General features: G+C 72.7%; 13 protein-coding genes. 9 read left to right on the top strand and 4 right to left on the bottom strand.

Features of this window, described 5'->3' with window-relative positions; genetic code table 11:
- Positions 1-39 precede the first annotated feature (39 nt).
- The 4 genes from egtB to dapB all read left to right on the top strand — a co-directional run bounded on the left by egtB (position 40) and on the right by dapB (position 4037).
- A complete protein-coding gene (gene egtB / locus LP52_RS02950; RefSeq protein WP_040270572.1) occupies positions 40-1398 on the top strand; it encodes an ergothioneine biosynthesis protein EgtB in 1359 nt (452 codons plus the stop codon).
- A gap of 46 nt (positions 1399-1444) precedes the next feature.
- A complete protein-coding gene (gene egtC, locus LP52_RS02945; RefSeq protein ID WP_040270571.1) occupies positions 1445-2188 on the top strand; it encodes an ergothioneine biosynthesis protein EgtC in 744 nt (247 codons plus the stop codon).
- Between the two features lie 10 nt (positions 2189-2198).
- Positions 2199-3161, top strand: coding sequence for an L-histidine N(alpha)-methyltransferase (gene egtD, locus LP52_RS02940; protein ID WP_040270570.1), 963 nt, complete (start codon positions 2199-2201; stop codon positions 3159-3161).
- Between the two features lie 132 nt (positions 3162-3293).
- The gene (gene dapB, locus LP52_RS02935; protein ID WP_084722863.1) at positions 3294-4037 is read left to right on the top strand and encodes a 4-hydroxy-tetrahydrodipicolinate reductase; all 744 of its coding nucleotides are present in this window, start codon (positions 3294-3296) and stop codon (positions 4035-4037) included.
- Positions 4038-4068: 31 nt separating this feature from the next.
- Here dapB and LP52_RS02930 read toward each other — a convergent pair whose 3' ends face one another.
- The 3 genes from LP52_RS02930 to LP52_RS02920 all read right to left on the bottom strand — a co-directional run bounded on the left by LP52_RS02930 (position 4069) and on the right by LP52_RS02920 (position 6899).
- Positions 4069-4821, bottom strand: coding sequence for an MIP/aquaporin family protein (locus LP52_RS02930; protein WP_040270569.1), 753 nt, complete (start codon positions 4819-4821; stop codon positions 4069-4071).
- 538 nt (positions 4822-5359) lie between these two features.
- Positions 5360-6241, bottom strand: a complete 882-nt coding sequence (locus LP52_RS02925) for a 1,4-dihydroxy-2-naphthoate polyprenyltransferase (RefSeq protein WP_040270568.1) — start codon at positions 6239-6241, stop codon at positions 5360-5362.
- Between the two features lie 115 nt (positions 6242-6356).
- Positions 6357-6899 (bottom strand): GNAT family N-acetyltransferase, encoded by a 543-nt coding sequence (locus LP52_RS02920; protein WP_040270566.1) that lies wholly within the window; start codon positions 6897-6899, stop codon positions 6357-6359.
- Positions 6900-7102: 203 nt separating this feature from the next.
- Here LP52_RS02920 and LP52_RS02915 point away from each other — a divergent pair, with 203 nt between their 5' ends.
- Entirely contained in the window at positions 7103-7480 is a 378-nt protein-coding gene (locus LP52_RS02915; protein WP_040270565.1) for a phage holin family protein, read from the top strand.
- Positions 7481-7561: 81 nt separating this feature from the next.
- On the opposite strand, the gene LP52_RS02910 is transcribed toward LP52_RS02915, so the two are convergent.
- The gene (locus tag LP52_RS02910) at positions 7562-9010 is read right to left on the bottom strand and encodes a short-chain fatty acid transporter (RefSeq protein WP_040270564.1); all 1449 of its coding nucleotides are present in this window, start codon (positions 9008-9010) and stop codon (positions 7562-7564) included.
- A 438-nt stretch (positions 9011-9448) separates the two neighbouring features.
- Between LP52_RS02910 and dapA the strand changes: the two genes are divergently transcribed.
- The 4 genes from dapA (at position 9449) to LP52_RS02890 (ending at position 16483) form a co-directional block, all read left to right on the top strand.
- Entirely contained in the window at positions 9449-10426 is a 978-nt protein-coding gene (gene dapA / locus LP52_RS02905; RefSeq protein ID WP_084722829.1) for a 4-hydroxy-tetrahydrodipicolinate synthase, read from the top strand.
- Positions 10423-12108, top strand: coding sequence for a ribonuclease J (locus tag LP52_RS02900; RefSeq protein WP_040270562.1), 1686 nt, complete (start codon positions 10423-10425; stop codon positions 12106-12108). Before dapA ends, LP52_RS02900 begins: the two co-directional genes overlap by 4 nt.
- A gap of 156 nt (positions 12109-12264) precedes the next feature.
- Entirely contained in the window at positions 12265-14781 is a 2517-nt protein-coding gene (locus tag LP52_RS02895) for a DNA translocase FtsK (RefSeq protein WP_040270561.1), read from the top strand.
- Between the two features lie 412 nt (positions 14782-15193).
- Positions 15194-16483: a helix-turn-helix domain-containing protein gene (locus tag LP52_RS02890; protein WP_040270560.1), complete on the top strand. Its 1290-nt coding sequence runs from the start codon at positions 15194-15196 to the stop codon at positions 16481-16483.
- The last annotated feature ends 39 nt before the right edge of the window (positions 16484-16522 follow it).

The raw sequence follows: 16522 nt of genomic DNA, 5'->3' as shown, positions 1-16522 counted from the left end.
TCCGACGCGCCGGGCGCCCGCGGCAGGGAGGAGACCACCATGACCGCCAACACCGGAGACCGCGCCGCAGCCGAGGAGCTGCGCACCCGCATCGCCGCCGAACTCGACTCCGGACGTGCCCGCAGCGTCGGCCTGACCCTGGAAGCCCTCGACGAGGCCGAGCTCGTCACCCAGCACTCGCCCCTGATGTCCCCGCTGGTGTGGGACCTCGCCCACGTCGGCAACTACGAGGAGCAGTGGCTGCTGCGCACCGCCGCGGGCGGCGCTGCGCTGCGCCCCGACATCGACGTCCTCTACGACGCGTTCGAGAACCCGCGCGCCGAGCGCGTCAGCCTTCCGCTGCTGTCCCCGCGCGAGGCCGAGGACTACAACGCCCGCGTCCGCGACCGCGTGCTGGACTCGCTGGACCGCGCCGCTCTGGACTCCGACGATCCGCTGCTGGGCAGCGGATTCGTCTACCACATGGTCATCCAGCACGAGCACCAGCACGACGAGACCATGCTCGCCACCCACCAGCTGCGCCGCGGCGACCCGGCGCTGCAGGACCCGCCCGCACCGCCCGCGCCACCCGCATTCACCGGCCCCGGCGAGGTACTCGTCGAAGCGGGTCCCTTCACCATGGGCACCACCGCCGACCCGTGGGCCTACGACAACGAGCGCCCCGCCCACACCGTCGACCTGCCGCCGTTCTGGATCGACACGCGCGCCGTCACCAACGGCCGGTACCTGGAGTTCGTCGCCGACGGCGGCTACGACGACCCCCGCTGGTGGAGCGAGCGCGGCTGGGACTGGCGCACCCGCTCGGGCAAGCGCACGCCCGCCTTCTGGGACCGCGACGGCGCCGGCACCTGGCTGCGGCACCGCCTGGGCCGCGTGGAGCCGCTGCCCATGGACGAGCCGGTGCAGCACGTGAGCTTCCACGAGGCCGAGGCCTACGCCCGCTGGGCCGGCAAGCGCCTGCCCACCGAGGCCGAATGGGAGAAGGCCGCCCGCTTCGACGCGGCCACCGGCGAAAGCCGCCGCTTCCCCTGGGGCGCCGAGGAGCCCGGCGCCGGTCACGCCAACCTCGGTCAGCGCCTGCTGCGTCCGACGCCGGCCGGAACCTACCCGGCAGGCGCCGCGCCCTGCGGCGCGCTGCAGATGCTCGGCGACGTGTGGGAGTGGACCTCCTCGGACTTCACCGGCTACCCGGGCTTCACGGCCTTCCCCTACCGCGAGTACTCCGAGGTGTTCTTCGACGGCGACTACAAGGTGCTGCGCGGCGGGTCCTGGGCCACCCACCCCACCGCCGTGCGCGCCACCTTCCGCAACTGGGACCACCCCGTCCGGCGGCAGATCTTCAGCGGGTTCCGCTGCGCCCGCGACGCCGGGGGCGACGGCGGGGGAGGGCGGCGGTGAACCCGGTCGAAACATCGGGCGCGGCGACCGAAGCGGCGGTGGTCTGATGTGCCGCCACCTCGCCTACCTCGGCACGCCCCGCACCCTGCACACGCTGCTCTACGCCGGCCCCCACTCGCTGCACACCCAGTCCTACGCGCCGCGCGAGCAGCGCCACGGCACCGTCAACGCCGACGGGTTCGGCGCCGGCTGGTACAGCCCGGACCGCGCCGAGCCGCTGCGCTACCGCCGCGCCATGCCGATCTGGGCCGACGGGTCCTTCGCCGACGCCGCCCGGGCCGTCACCGCGTCCTGCGCGGTGGCGGCGGTGCGCGACGCCACCCCGGGATTCGGCACCGACGAGTCCTGCGCGCAGCCCTTCCGCGGCGACACCTGGCTGTTCTCGCACAACGGCGCCGCCAAGGACGACGAAGCACTCGCCGCCCGCCTGGGCGCCCCCGCGCCGCCGGGGGCGCTCGACGCCCGCACGCCCGTGGACTCCGCACCGCTGTTCGCCGCGGCGCTGCGGCTGTGGCGCGCGGGCGCCGGACTGGGCGAAGCCCTGGCGCGGGTGGTCGTCGACGCCCGCGCCTGCTCGCCCGGCCGCTACAACCTGCTCGCCTCCGACGGCCACCGCCTGGCGGCCACGGCCGACGGCGACAGCCTCTACGCCCGCCACGGCGCCGACGGCGTATGGCTGGCCTCCGAACCCCTCGACGACGACCCCGCCTGGCAGGAGGTACCCGACGGCTGCCTGGTCACAGCCGACCGGGACGGCCTGCGCACCCGCCCGATCACCGCGGCCACCTGAGGACGGATCCATGCTGCGCACCGACCACCACCTGACACCCGACGACCTCGCCAAGGCGCTGCGGAGCGACGCCGCGGAGGGGCTGACGTCACGTCCCAAGTCGCTGCCGCCCAAATGGTTCTACGACGAACGCGGCAGCGAGCTGTTCGAGGAGATCACACGGCTGGCTGAGTACTACCCCACCCGGGCCGAGCGCCGGATCCTGCGCGAGCGCGCCGGCGAGATCGCCGCCGAATCCGGAGCCGACACGCTCGTGGAGCTGGGGGCCGGATCGGGGGAGAAGACCCGGCTGCTGCTGGACGCGCTCAGCGGCGCAGGCACCCTGAACCGGTTCGTGCCCGTCGACGTCAGCGGCGACTTCCTGGGCGAGGCCGCCGCCGCGATCGGCGGCGCCTACCCCGGTCTGGAGGTGCACGCCGTCGTCGCCGACTTCGAACGCCACCTGCACCTGCTGCCCTCCGGCGGACGGCGGCTGGTGGCCGTCCTAGGCTCCACACTGGGCAATCAGCCGCCCGCCGAGCGTGTGTCCTTCCTCGGCGACCTGCACAGCGGATGCACCGAAGGCGACACCCTGCTGCTGGGCGTGGACCTGGTCAAGGACCCCGCGCGCCTGGTCGCCGCCTACGACGACCCCCGCGGCGTGACCGCCGAGTTCAACCGCAACGTCCTGCGCGTGCTCAACCGCGAACTCGGCGCCGAGTTCGAGCCCGAGGGCTTCGACCACGTCGCGGCGTGGGATCCCGACGCCGAGTGGGTCGAGATGCGGCTGCGCTCCCGCACCCGCCGGCGCGTACGCGTCGCCGCACTGGAGTCGACCGTCGAATTCGCCGCGGGCGAGGAGATGCGCACCGAGATATCCGCGAAGTTCCGCCGCGAGCGGATCGAGGCCGAACTCGGCGCCGCCGGGTTCAGCCTGCAGGAGTGGTGGACCGACAGCGCCGGCGACTTCGCGGTGCTGCTGGCCCGGCCGTAGGCCAGAGCCTGAGCACCGCCGCCCGCCGCCCGCCGCCCGCCGCCCGCCGCCCCCTTCACCGCGGGCGGCGGGCGGCGGAGGCGGGGCGCGCCGGGCGGACGCGCGGTGCGCGCGCTCCGGTACGGTATCCCCGTGATCAAGGTAGGAGTGTTCGGCGCCCGCGGGCGCATGGGGTCCGAAGTCGTCACGGCGGTCCAAGCGGCCGCCGACACCGAACTGGTCGCGGCGATCGACGACGCGGCCGAACGCGACAAAGTGCGCGGCGCCGACGTCGTCGTCGACTTCACCCACCCCGGCGAGGTCATGGGCAACCTCCGCTGGCTCGCCGAGAACGGCATCCACGCCGTCGTGGGCACCAGCGGCTTCGACGACGCCCGCATCGCCGAGCTGCGCGAGGTCCTGGCCGCCAATCCCGGCCCCAACGTGCTGATCGCGCCCAACTTCGGCATCGCCGCCGTGCTGATGATGAACTTCGCCGCCAAGGCGGCGCCCTACTTCGAGTCCACCGAGATCGTCGAGCTGCACCACCCCAACAAGGCCGACGCACCCAGCGGTACCGCCTACCGCACCGCCGAGCTGGTCGCCGACGCCCGGCAGCAGGCCGGCGCCGAGCCGATGCCCGACGCCACGACCTCCGAGATCCCCGGCGCCCGCGGCGCCGAGGTCGAGGGGGTGCGGGTGCACGCGCTGCGCATGACCGGCATGATCGCGCACCAGGAGGTGGTCTTCGGCACCCACGGCGAGACGCTGCGCATCCGGCACGACTCCATGAACCGCGAGTCGTTCATGCCGGGCGTGCTGCTGGGCGTGCGCCGGGTCGCCGAGCTGCCCGAGCGGGTGACGGTGGGCCTGGAACCCCTGCTCGGCCTGGATTGAACGCCCGAAGCCGCCGCCATCGGCCGGGCCGCTACACCGTGAAGCCCAGCAGCACGAAGGTCTGGGCGGCCAGCACCCCGCCGAGGAGCGGCGCCACGACGGGCACCCAGGAGTAGGACCAGTCCGAACCGCCTTTGCCGGGGATGGGCAGGAGCGCGTGCGCGATGCGCGGCCCGAGGTCGCGGGCGGGGTTGATGGCATACCCGGTCGGTCCGCCCAGCGACAGCCCGATGGCCAGCACCAGGAAGCCGACCAGCAGGGGCGCGAATCCGGTGCCGAACAGGTCGGCGAGGGTGCCGTTGCCGGCTTCGCCCAGCGGGTTCATGTTGGCGTTGATGCCCAGGATCCCGAAGATCAGCATGAACGTGCCGACGACCTCGGTGATGAAGTTGGCCGCGATGTTGCGCACCGCGGGAATGGTGCTGAAGACCCCGAGCTTGGTCTCGGCCTCGGGGGTCTCGCGCCAGTGCGGAAGGTAGACGAGGTAGACCACCACGGAGCCGAAGCAGCCGCCGGCGATCTGTGCTGCGAAGTAGCCGGGCACCTGGCTCCAGGGCATCTGGCCGATGGAGGCCATGCCCAGGGTGACGGCGGGGTTGATGTGGGCGCCGCTGTACTGCCCGACGGTGTAGACGGCCATGGCCACGGCGAGGCCCCAGCCGAACGTGATGACGATCCAGCCGCCGCCGGCGGCCTTGGAGTGCGCGAGTGTGACGCCGGCGACGACGCCGCACCCCAGCAGCGTCAGGATCGCCGTTCCGACGAACTCGGCCAGATAAATCATGAGGACCTCCGCCGTGACGCCGCCGCGGCCGGGTGGGACGCGGAAACCGGCTGCGAGGGGCGTGGTGGCCTCCCGCGGCCGCAGCGGACCCGCACTCTGGGGGCAGTGCGGAACGCTGAAAAGAGTGTGATCCAGGTCACACTCATTGTCAATGATTGTTCCGGTGTTTGTCACACGTCCCGCGAAAGCCGAGGCGTTCTAGACGTTTCCGGCCGAACTGCCCGGCAAACAACGCCGCCCGCATCCGGCCACCGCCACCACGCCGGACCCACGGCACGCAAAGCCCCCGCGACGAACGCCCGGGGAAGGCGCATCGGCGCCCGACCGAGCTGTGCGGGGGAGGGGCCCGGGGCGCCCGGTCGCCGGTGCCCTCGGCGGTCAACAGGCGCGGCCGTGCCGCGGGGCCGCTGCCACCGTGATCGCTCGTCCGCGCGGGGGATCCGCACCGCGGCGAGCTGCTCCGCAGGCGTGTCGGGCGCCGAATCGGGAACCACGGCCCCGCCGCACGAGTCCCGGGGCCTCGCCGCAGCGGGTCGCCTCAGCCCAGGGCGCCCAAAGCCAGACCCGCCGTGAACAGGGCGCCGAACACCAGCTGCAGCCGACCGGTCTCACCCAGGCCCGCCACCAGGTCGCGGCCCTGCTGACCGGTCAGCACCCGCCGCACCGGCGGCACCGCCGCCGGCAGGGCCAGCAGCACCAGCGCCGCCCACCAGCTCGCCGCGGCGGTCACGAGCCCGCCCGCGAAGGCTCCCGCCACGCACCCCGCGTACAACCGGCGGGCGCCGGTGTCGCCCAGGCGCACCGCAAGGGTGTGCTTGCCCGTCTGCGCGTCGGTGTCGAGGTCGCGCACGTTGTTGATCACCAGCACCGAGCACGACAGCAGCCCCACCGGGACCGCCGCCACCCACCCCTGCCACGGGACCGCCTCCAGCTGCACGAACACCGTGCCCACCACGGCCACCAGGCCGAAGAAGACGAACACCGAAAGCTCGCCCAGCGCGCGGTACCCGTAGGGCCGCCGACCGCCGGTGTAGAACCACGCCGCCACGATCGCGACGGCGCCCACCAGAACCAGCCACCACGCGGTGGTCACCGCCAGCACCAGCCCCAGCACGGCCGCCACCGCGAAGCACACCCAGGCCGCCGCGAGCACCCGCTGCGGCGCCGCCAGCCGGGCGGCCGTCAGCCGGACGGGGCCCACGCGCTCCTCGGTGTCGGTGCCGCGGATTCCGTCGCTGTAGTCGTTGGCGTAGTTCACGCCCACTTGCAGCGCCAGCGCCACGCCCGCCGCCAGCAGCGCCTTCCACCACACGGCACCGCCGGCGCCCACCGCCACGCCGGCGCCCACCGCCACCGGGACGATCGAATTCGGCAACGTCCGGGGACGCGCCCCCGCCACCCACTCGCTGACCGTGGCCACCGTCGCCCTTCCTCCTTGTTCCGGCCGCCCCGAGCGGTGCGCCCGAGGCCGGAAATCCACGTTAGCGCCGCCGGAGACAGCGCAAGCGCGGGGCGCGGCCGCTGCCGCCGCGCGGTCAGGCGCTGATGGAGGCGTGCAGCCGCACCATGGGCAGCGGCGCGCCCAGATTCAGCTCCCGCGTCGTGCCGTCGGCGCGCCACCCCGCGGCTTCGGCGAAGGTCCGCAGCGGGTTTTCCTGCTCCAGCACCCACAGCAGCGCGGCGTGGAACCCGTCGTCCACCAGGTGGTCCACCGCCGCGTTCAGCAGCCGGCTGCCGTGCCCCCGGCGAGTGTGGTCGGGGTGCACATGCAGCGCGTAGACCTCCGCGTCGGTGCCGGGCCAGCAGTCCTCGTCGGCGGCCGGTCCCAACGCGGCGAAGCCCACCACGGCGCGCTGGTCGGTGGCCACCACCAGCCTGTGCCGGGAAGTCGGCGGGTTGCCCAGCGACGCCTGCCACTGCTCGCGGAACCGGGCGAAGGCCTCCTCGCTGCCGATCTCCTCGCGCACCGGATCGGGCAGCAGCGGACCGTACATCGCCTGCCACGCGGCGACCTGCACTTCGACCACGGTGTCGATGTCCGCCTCCCGGGCGGACCTGACAAAGCGCTCCTGCGACACCGCTACGCCCCTCGATTCGTCTCATTCCGCCGGCCGGCGCGCACCCGTCCAGGCAGGCGGCGCGCCACGCATGCTTTCAGTCCGCCTCGGCCCCCGGCAAAACCGGGACCCCCGCCCCGGGCCCTAAGGGAAATCCCCGGATCTGCCCGCAATACCCCGCGGCTGCGTTCACCCTGCGCCGTGAGCATGGCAGCATCGTGCGAGTGAGCATCATCATCCGAATCCTCGTCAACGCCGTCGCCCTCGCCGCGGCGGTCTTCCTGATCGACGGACTCGACGTCGACACCACGTCCACCGGCGAGCTGATCGTCGTCTACCTCGCCCTCGGCGTCATCTTCGGCGTGGTCAACGCGGTGATCAAGCCGATCGTCAAAACGGTCGGGTGCGCCTTCTACGTGCTGACCCTCGGCCTGATCTCCCTGGTCGTCAACGCCCTGCTGCTCCTGCTGACCGCATGGATCGCGGGCGTGGTCGGCCTTCCGTTCACCATCGCCGGGTTCTGGCCGGCCCTGCTCGGCGCCATCGTCGTCGCCGTCGTCAGCTGGGTGCTCAGCCTCGTGCTGCCCGGCGACGACGACTGACCGACCACAGCAGTCCGCCTTGCCACACAGCGGCGGCCCGGGACCGGTCCCGGGCCGCCGCTTCGCACGGCCGGTGGATGCTCACCGCAGGAACGTGATGCACAGCGACGCCACGACGAGCCCGAAGAGCATCACCACCGCGGTGTAACCCAGCACCTGGCCGGCGCGCAGGCGGGTCAGCGCCAGCAGCGGCAGCGCCCAGAACGGCTGGATTCCGTTGGTGAGCTGGTCGCCCATGGCCACGGCCATCACGGCCACGCCCGGAGCAAGCCCCAGCGACGCTGCGGCGTCGGTGACGATCGGCCCCTGCACCGCCCACTGGCCGCCGCCGGAGGGCACCGCCAGGTTGACCAGGCCGGCGCTCAGCATCGCCCAGAAGGGGTAGGTCAGCGGCGTCGAAAAGGACACGAACCACTCGGCGATGAGCTGCAGCAGCCCCGAGTGCTCCATGATGCCCATGATCCCTGCGTAGAAGGGGAACTGGACGATCACCGAGGACGCGTTGCGGGCGCCCTCGGCCGCCGACGCGGCGTAGCCCGCCAGGGTGCCGTGCAGCGCCAGGCCCAGCATCAAGAACGTGAAATTGAGCAGGTTGAGGTCCATGCCCACGATGCCGCCGCGCACCAGTTCGGGCACCAGGTAGACGGCGCCCGCGGCCACGACCACCAGAACCGGGATGCGGCTGTGCATCAGGCGTTCGGCCGGTGCCCTGGACCCGCCGGCGCCGCGGTCGCCCGAGGAGCCGCCGTTCTTGCGGCCCAGCTGCTTCTTGCGCTCCCGGCGCCGCTGGGCGCCGGTGAGCCCTCGGCCGCCTTCGCCGTTGTCGGCCTCGGCCTGGTTCCGGGCGGGCGCGCCGGCGGTCTCGCGCTCCTCGACGAGTTCCTCGGCCTGCTCGGCGCGCGGGTGCATGCTCAGGATCAGCAGCGGCGCGCCGATGAGCATCGCCGCCAGGAAGACGAGGTTGAACGGCTGGAGCAGCGTCTCGCTCAGCGGCAGCACGCCGATGGAGTCCTCGAGGAAGTGCCCCTCGGTGTTGACCAGCAGGGGAGCCGATCCCGAGAGTCCGCTGTGCCAGACGAGGAGGCCCGCGTAGCCGCCCGCCGCCAGCAGCGGGAAGTGCACCTTGATGCCGCGCGCCTTGCAGGAGCGGGCCACCTCCAGTGCCAGCAGCGCACCGGCGATCAGTCCCAGGCCCCAGTGGACCATCCCCAGCAGGGTGGCTCCGGCCGCGGTGAGCACATAGGCCGAGCGGGGCCCGCGCGGCAGTCGGGCCAGCGCCGCGATACCGCGCTTGGCGGGCGGCGACGACGCCAGCGCGTAGCCGGTCACCAGCACCAGGGACATCTGCATGGCGAACTCCAGCAGTCCCCAGAAGCCGGAGTACCAGTCGTCGACGAGGGTTATCGGCCCGTGGTCGGTCAATCCGAGGGCGAGCAGGTAGACGAGTACCGTCAGCGCGATCGCGAAGACGAACGCATCAGGGATCCACCGCGTACTGAACGCGGCGAGGGCATTGCCGATCCGGCGCAAGACGAGTCTCCATCGGGAAGGGTGGCGGGCAGGGGCGCATGGGGGTCGGTGGGATGGGGCGCGGGTGGTGGCAAGCGGCCCGCGCGATCGTGGCTGGAACTGCGCGGGCCGCGGGCGGGGGGCCGGGCCGGCGCCGCAGGAACCACGGCCGCCCCGATGTGCGCTGGAAGTGTGTAACGCAGCTCACTGCCGAGTCAAGATCGTGTTGACCCGCTCAGGTGCCCTTGGACCCGTGGGGCGCGCACATCCGCCCGTGCGCCCGGTCCGCGGGAGCGCGGGCGGGGACCGGCTCCAGCGGGCGCCGCGGCACCCGAGGCTGCTCCGCCCCGTACCGACCCCCCGCACCGACACGTCGGATGATGGGAGAAAGGAGGGAAAATCCACTTCGGTGAAGGTCGCATGGGCGCAGGTGGGGTCGAGGCGCGATACGTTTTCCCTATGTCAGGCAGCACTTCGCCGAGCGCGCCTTTCGGCCAGATGTTGACCGCAATGGTCACACCCATGCAGGAGGACGGTGACGTCGACTACGACGGCGCCGCCCGCCTCGCTACCTACCTGGTCGATGAGCAGCGCAATGACGGCCTCATCATCAGCGGTACCACTGGAGAGTCGCCGACCACCAGTGACGAGGAGAAGGACCGGTTGCTGCGCGCCGTGCTGGATGCCGTCGGCGACCGGGCCGTGGTCGTGGCGGGGGTCGGTACCAACGACACCCGGCACAGCATCAGGCTGGCCCAAAGCGCCGAACGGGCCGGCGCGCACGGCCTGCTCCTGGTCACCCCGTACTACAACAAGCCCCCGCAGGAAGGCCTGCTCCGGCACTTCACCGCGATCGCCGACGCCGCCGACCTGCCCGTGATGCTGTACGACATCCCGCAGCGCACCGGTACGCCGATCGCTTCGGAGACGCTCGTGCGGCTGGCCGAGCATCCCCGCATCGTGGCCAACAAGGACGCCAAGGACGACCTCGGCGCCAGCTCCTGGGTGATGGAGCGCACCGACATGGCCTTCTACTGCGGCTCCGACATCCTCAACCTGCCGCTGCTGTCGGTGGGCGCGTCCGGGTTCGTCAGCGTCGTGGGCCACATCGTCGGCTCCGACCTGCACGACATGCTCGACGCCTACCAGGACGGCGACGTCGCCCGCGCCCTGGCCATCCACCGCCGGCTCACGCCCGTCTACACCGGGATCTTCCGCACCCAGGGCGTGATCACCACCAAGGCGGTGCTGAACATGTTCGGACTGCCCGGCGGCCCGGTGCGCACTCCGCTGGCCGACGCCTCGCCCGAACTGCAGGCGCTGCTGCGCGAGGACCTCGCTGCGGCCGGCGTCAAGGGCCCGATCGGACTGGCGCCCCACCAAGAGGTGCCGGGCAGCGTGGTGGGCGTCGAACGGCTGACGGAAGGATCCGCATGAGTCATCCCCACCCCGAACTCGGTCCTCCGCCCCCGCTGAGCCAGGACACGCTGCGCGTGGTTCCGCTGGGCGGGCTGGGCGAGATCGGCCGCAACATGACGGTGTTCGAGTACCGCGGCAAGCTGCTGATCGTCGACTGCGGCGTGCTCTTCCCCGAGGAGGAGCAGCCGGGAGTCGACCTGATCCTGCCCGACTTCGACTACATCCGGGACCGGCTCGACGACGTTGAGGCCCTCGTGCTCACCCACGGCCACGAGGACCACATCGGGGCTGTGCCGTTCCTGCTGCGCGAGCGCCCCGACATCCCGCTGGTGGGCTCCCGGCTGACGCTGGCGCTGCTGACGGCCAAGCTCGGCGAGCACCGCATCAAGCCCGAGACGGTGCAGGTGGGCGAGGACGACCGCCGCTCCTTCGGTCCCTTCGACCTCGAGTTCCTGGCGGTCAACCACTCCATCCCCGATGCGCTGGCCGTGGCCGTCCGCACCGACGCCGGCACCCTGCTGCACACCGGCGACTTCAAGATGGACCAGCTGCCGCTGGACGGGCGGCTGACCGACCTGGCCGGTTTCGCCCGTGTCGGCAGCGAGGGCGTCGACCTGCTGCTGGCCGACTCCACCAACGCCGAGGTCCCCGGGTTCGTCACCAGCGAGCGCGACATCTCGCCGGTCATCGACAAGGTCTTCGACGATGCCGACCAGCGCATCATCGTTGCCTGCTTCGCCTCACACGTGCACCGCGTCCAGCAGGTGCTCGACTCGGCCAAGGCACACGGCCGCAAGGTCGCCTTCGTCGGCCGCTCGATGGTGCGCAACATGAACATCGCGCGCGACCTGGGCTATCTGACCGTGCCCGAGGACCTGCTGGTCGACGTCAAACAGCTCGACGACATGCGCCCCAGCGATGCCGTACTGGTCTCCACCGGGTCCCAGGGCGAGCCGATGTCGGCGCTGAGCCGCATGGCCAACCGCGACCACCAGATCCGCATCGAGGAGGGCGACACCGTCCTGCTGGCCTCCTCGCTGATCCCGGGCAACGAGAACTCGGTCAACCGCGTAATCAACGGCCTGACCCGCTGGGGCGCGCAGGTGGTGCACAAGGGCAACGCGCTGGTGCACGTCTCCGGCCACGCCCCCGCGGGCGAGCTGCTGTACGTGCACAACATGGTGCGGCCGCGCAACTTCATGCCGGTGCACGGGGAATGGCGGCACATGCGCGCCCACGCCCGCATCGCGGAGTCGGTCGGGCTCGAGCGGGACCGCATCTGCCTGGCCGAGGACGGCGTGGTCGTCGACCTGCACAAGGGCCGGGCACGCATCACCGGCAAGGTGCAGGCGGGCTACGTCTACGTCGACGGCACCTCGGTGGGCGACGTCACCGAGTCCGCGCTCAAGGACCGCCGCATCCTCGGCGAGGAGGGGTTCATCTCGGTCATCGTGGCCGTCGACTCCACCTCCGGCAAGATCGTCGGCGAGCCCGAGATCCACACCCGGGGAGCCGGTATCGACGTCGAGGCCTACGACGAGATCATCCCCAAGATCCAGGACTCGCTGGAGAACGCGGCCTCCGACGGCATCACCGACCCCCACCAGCTGCGCCAGCTCGTGCGGCGCGGGGTGGGCCGCTGGGTGAACGAGTCGTACCGCCGCCGGCCGATGATCGTTCCGGTGATCGTGGAGGTCTGACCCGGTCCGGCCGCCGACCGGACCCGTCGCCTGTCGTCCACCCGCCCGCCGACCGTCCGCCATCAGAGCGGCCACCGCGTGCCGCCTCTTGTCGACGGCGACACGCCGGGCCGGCGGGTGGCGACCGGCGGGCGGGACCGCTGTAAGCTGCCGCCCATGGCCACCCGTGCGCCCAAGACCCCCCAAGGATCCGGCGGCGGAGCGTCCCGGGGCGGCGGCGGCACGAAGAAGGCGCCGGCGCGCAAGACCTCGGGGGCCTCCGCCCAGCGCTCCCGCTCATCCGCGGCCAAGCGCAAGCCGGCCGGTGCCGACGGACCCGTCTCCCTGCTGTTCGTATGGGCCGGGCGCGGTCTGCTGCTGAGCTGGCGGCTGATGGCCCACACCGTCGGCGGGCTCGCCCGCGCCATCGGGCGCAGCGCCCGCGATCTCCACCCCGACCTGCGCCGCGACGGGCTGGGCCTGGTGCTGCTGGCGCTGGGCGTGCTCATCGCCGCAGCGGTCTGGTGGGACACCGAGGGTCTGCTGCCCGAGGCCACCCGCACCGTCGTGGTGGGCGCCTTCGGCACGTTCTCCCCGGTACTGCCGCTGCTGTTCCTGCCCTTCGCCTGGCGGCTGATGCGCACGCCCGGCAGCGGCGAGACCGACGCGGGCCGGCTGTTCATCGGCTCCACAGCGCTGCTGGTGGGCCTGCTCGGGCTCATCCACATCGGCCACGGCATCCCCTGGCCCTCCGACGGCGCCGAGGCGGTGCGCCGCGCCGGCGGCATCATCGGCTTCGCCGCCTCCGGCCCGCTCAGCCTGCTGATCACCCCCTGGATCACCGGGCTCCTGCTGGGCCTGGTGCTGCTGTTCGGGCTGCTGGTGGTCACCGCCACCCCCGTCTACCGGATTCCCGAGCGCCTGCGCGCCCTCTTCGGCGGGCTGATGGAGCGCGAAGGCGGGCCCGACGCCGGCATGGGCATCCTCGACGAGCCCGAGGAGAAGCAGACCAAGGCCGAGAAGCCCAAGCGCAAGCGCAAGCCGCGCGAGGAGTCCGGCGCCAAGGCGTCGGAGGACAGCGCGGGCGTGGCCGGCGCCAACGAGCGCCCTTACGACACCCCGGTCGTGGCGGCCAAGGACGCGCAAGCGGCGGTGCCCGACCACACCCCGGCCCCCGAGGCCGCCGAGCAGCTGTCCCTCCCGCCGCGCGTGGTCGACGGCGACTACGAGCTGCCTCCCCCGCCCATGCTCAAGCCCGGCACCCCGCCCAAGCCGCGCACCAAGGCCAACGACACCGTGGTCGAGGCGCTCAACGGCGTGATGGAGCAGTTCAACATCGACGCCGAGATCACCGGGTTCGCCCGCGGACCCACGGTCACCCGCTATGAGATCGAGCTGGGCCCCGCCGTGAAGGTCGAGAAGGTCACCGCGCTGACCAAGAACATCTCCCTGGCCGTCAAGAGCGCCGACGTGCGCATCCAGTCGCCCATCCCGGGCAAGTCGGCCATCGGCGTGGAGATCCCCAACTCCGACAAGGACATCGTCAGCCTCGGCGACATCCTGCGCTCCTCGCCGGCCACCTCCGACGAGCACCCGCTGGTGGTGGGCCTGGGCAAGGACATCGAGGGCTCCACCGTGGTGGCCAACCTCGCCAAGATGCCCCACGTGCTGGTGGCCGGCGCCACCGGAGCGGGCAAGTCGACCTGCATCAACGGGCTGATCACCTCGGTCATGATGCGGGCCACCCCCGACGAGGTCCGGCTGATCCTGGTCGACCCCAAGCGGGTCGAGCTGACCATGTACGAGGGCATCCCGCACCTGATCACCCCGATCATCACCAGCCCCAAGAAGGCGGCCGACGCGCTGCAGTGGGTGGTGGGCGAGATGGACCGCCGCTACGACGACCTGGCCGCGTCGGGCTACCGCCACATCGACGACTTCAACGCCGCGGTGCGCGCCGGCGAGCTGACGGCCCCGCCCGGCAGCGAGCGCGTCTACGAGCCCTACCCCTACATGGTGGTCATCGTCGACGAGCTGGCCGATTTGATGATGGTCGCCCCGCGCGACGTCGAGGACGCCATCGTGCGCATCACCCAGCTCGCCCGCGCCGCCGGCATCCACCTGGTGCTGGCCACCCAGCGCCCCAGCGTCGACGTGGTCACCGGGCTGATCAAGGCCAACGTTCCCTCGCGGCTGGCCTTCGCCACCTCCAGCCTCTCCGACAGCCGCGTCATCCTCGACCAACCCGGTGCCGAGAAGCTCGTGGGCAAGGGCGACGCGCTGTTTCTGCCGATGGGCGCCGGCAAGCCCATCCGGCTGCAGAACGCGTGGGTCACCGAGAAGGAGATCCGCGGGATCGTCGACCACTGCAAGAAGCAGGCCGAGCCCAGCTACCGCGAGGACGTGGGCGCCGCCGAGGCCAAGAAGAAGGAGATCGACGAGGAGGTCGGCGACGACCTCGATCTGCTGTTGCAGGCCATCGAGCTCGTGGTGACCACCCAGTTCGGCTCGACGTCGATGCTTCAGCGCAAGCTGCGGGTGGGCTTCGCCAAGGCGGGGCGGCTGATGGACCTGATGGAGAGCCGCGACGTGGTCGGTCCCAGCGAGGGCTCCAAGGCGCGCGACGTGCTGGTGCAGCCCGACGGCCTGGCCGGGGTGCTGGCCCAGGTCCGCGGGGACGACCCCGAGGGCTGACCCGCCGGTCGCCCACACGCACGCCCGCTGCCCGCCGCCCCCGAACCGGGCCGCTGCGTGCCGCGTGTCCCGTCGGTCGCCCGTCACCGCCCCGGGCCCCCGGCCGGGACGCCGCGCGCCCCGGTGCCCGGTGCGCCGTGTCCCGTACCCCGGCGGGCCGCGTGGCGGGTGCGGTGCCGACTTCCGGCGGGAGGGCCCGCTGTGCGGCGGTCTCTGACCTGTTGACGTAGTTTTAACCGCTTCATGGGGTGTGTCAGAGTGCCAATCCGTCAGCAGGCACGCAGAGTGGTGGAAGACCTACTCTGCGGTGTGGCGCAGTCGGGCGCGACCGCGCACCGGAGCGGGGCCGAGGGTCGCGTCGCCCGGCGCGCGAGGCACCGCGACCGTACCCCCACCCTGGGAAGGGGCGGATATGAGCACGATCGGCCGGACCATCGCCGCCGCTCGCGAGAACGCCGGCTACACCCTCGCCGACCTGAGCTCCCGTACATGTATCCGCCGAACGGTACTCGGCGGCATCGAGAACGACGACTTCCGCCCCTGCGGCGGCGACTTCTACGCCCGCGGACACATCCGGGCCGTCTGCCGGGAACTCGGCCTCGACCCGGCCGAGTTGGTCGAGCGCTACGACCGTGAGCACGCCCGGGAGCGGACGGTTCCCGCCTTCACCGACAAGCCGGTCACCGGGCGCGGGGACGAGGCCGCCCGCGGCGACGAGAGCGCCGCCTCCGGCACCCGGGGGCGCTCGGAGGCCGCAGGCGGCGCTCAGGAGGTCCCCCGCGCCCGCACGGAGGACTCCGAACCCCGGCCCCCGGCCCGGCGCTCAGCGGACGCACACGCCGCAGCAGGAGCCGCCCAGCAGCCCACCGGCGGGCAGCCGTCGGGAGCGGGGGAGTCCCAGCACGTCGGCGAGCGGCAGGGCAAACGCCGGAGCGCTCAGCAGTCCGGCCCGGGGGCGGCCGGTGCGCAGCCTGCCCGCCACGCCAGACACAGCAGGTCCGAGGACCGCAGCGCGGACGAGGGCGCCGTAGCGGCCGCCGGCGCCTCCGGCGAGGGCGACGTGCCCCAACCGCGGCGCGAGCGCAAGCCCTCGCTGCTGGCGGCCACGATCGCCGCGGCACGCCGCTCCTGGCCGCTGCTGGTGTTCGTCGCCATCGCCGGCGCGGCGGTGGTCACGGCGCTGGTCGCCTGGCCCGAGGGCCCCGCCGGCCAGAGCGCGGGCGCGGGCCGCGTCGTGGAGCGCGCGGGGGAGGGGGCCGGCGACGCCGCCCCGGCCCCCACCCATCGGCAGGAACAGGCCGGGCCCGCTCCGGCCGATCCGACCCGCCCGGCAGACCCGGCAGACCCGGCAGACACCGCCGACCCGGCAGGCCCGGCCGACACCGCCGACCCGGCCGAGACGGACCTGGGCACCGGCCTGAGCGGGATGACGAGCAGTGAGCGCAAGGCCGAGGAGGTCCACCTCACCGTCAGCGCGACCGAGCGGGTGTGGGTGAGCGTCACCGACGCCGAGGGCGACAACCGCTTCTCCGGCGTCCTGGACAAGGGCGACGTGCGCGCCTGGACCCACTCCGACGAACTGCGGCTGCACGTGGGCAAGGCCTCCGCTGTACGCCTGACCGTCAACGACGAGCACATCGGCAGGCCCGACACCGCCGCCCGCGTGGACCGCTTCACCTTCTCGGCCACCGACCTGGCTTGAGCTCCCGCGCCGCACAGGCTTCGCCCGCCGCCCGGCGAT

Source organism: Streptomonospora alba (assembly GCF_000826685.1).
Lineage (GTDB): Bacteria > Actinomycetota > Actinomycetes > Streptosporangiales > Streptosporangiaceae > Streptomonospora > Streptomonospora alba.
This window is presented reverse-complemented; position numbering and strand designations above follow the sequence as displayed.

Coding starts and splice junctions, on each gene's coding strand:
- egtB (WP_040270572.1), top strand. CDS start 40: ATGACCGCCAACACCGGAGACCGCGCCGCAGCCGAGGAGCTGCGCACC.
- egtC (WP_040270571.1), top strand. CDS start 1,445: ATGTGCCGCCACCTCGCCTACCTCGGCACGCCCCGCACCCTGCACACG.
- egtD (WP_040270570.1), top strand. CDS start 2,199: ATGCTGCGCACCGACCACCACCTGACACCCGACGACCTCGCCAAGGCG.
- LP52_RS02930 (WP_040270569.1), bottom strand. CDS start 4,821: ATGATTTATCTGGCCGAGTTCGTCGGAACGGCGATCCTGACGCTGCTG.
- dapA (WP_084722829.1), top strand. CDS start 9,449: ATGTCAGGCAGCACTTCGCCGAGCGCGCCTTTCGGCCAGATGTTGACC.
- LP52_RS02900 (WP_040270562.1), top strand. CDS start 10,423: ATGAGTCATCCCCACCCCGAACTCGGTCCTCCGCCCCCGCTGAGCCAG.
- LP52_RS02895 (WP_040270561.1), top strand. CDS start 12,265: ATGGCCACCCGTGCGCCCAAGACCCCCCAAGGATCCGGCGGCGGAGCG.
- LP52_RS02890 (WP_040270560.1), top strand. CDS start 15,194: ATGAGCACGATCGGCCGGACCATCGCCGCCGCTCGCGAGAACGCCGGC.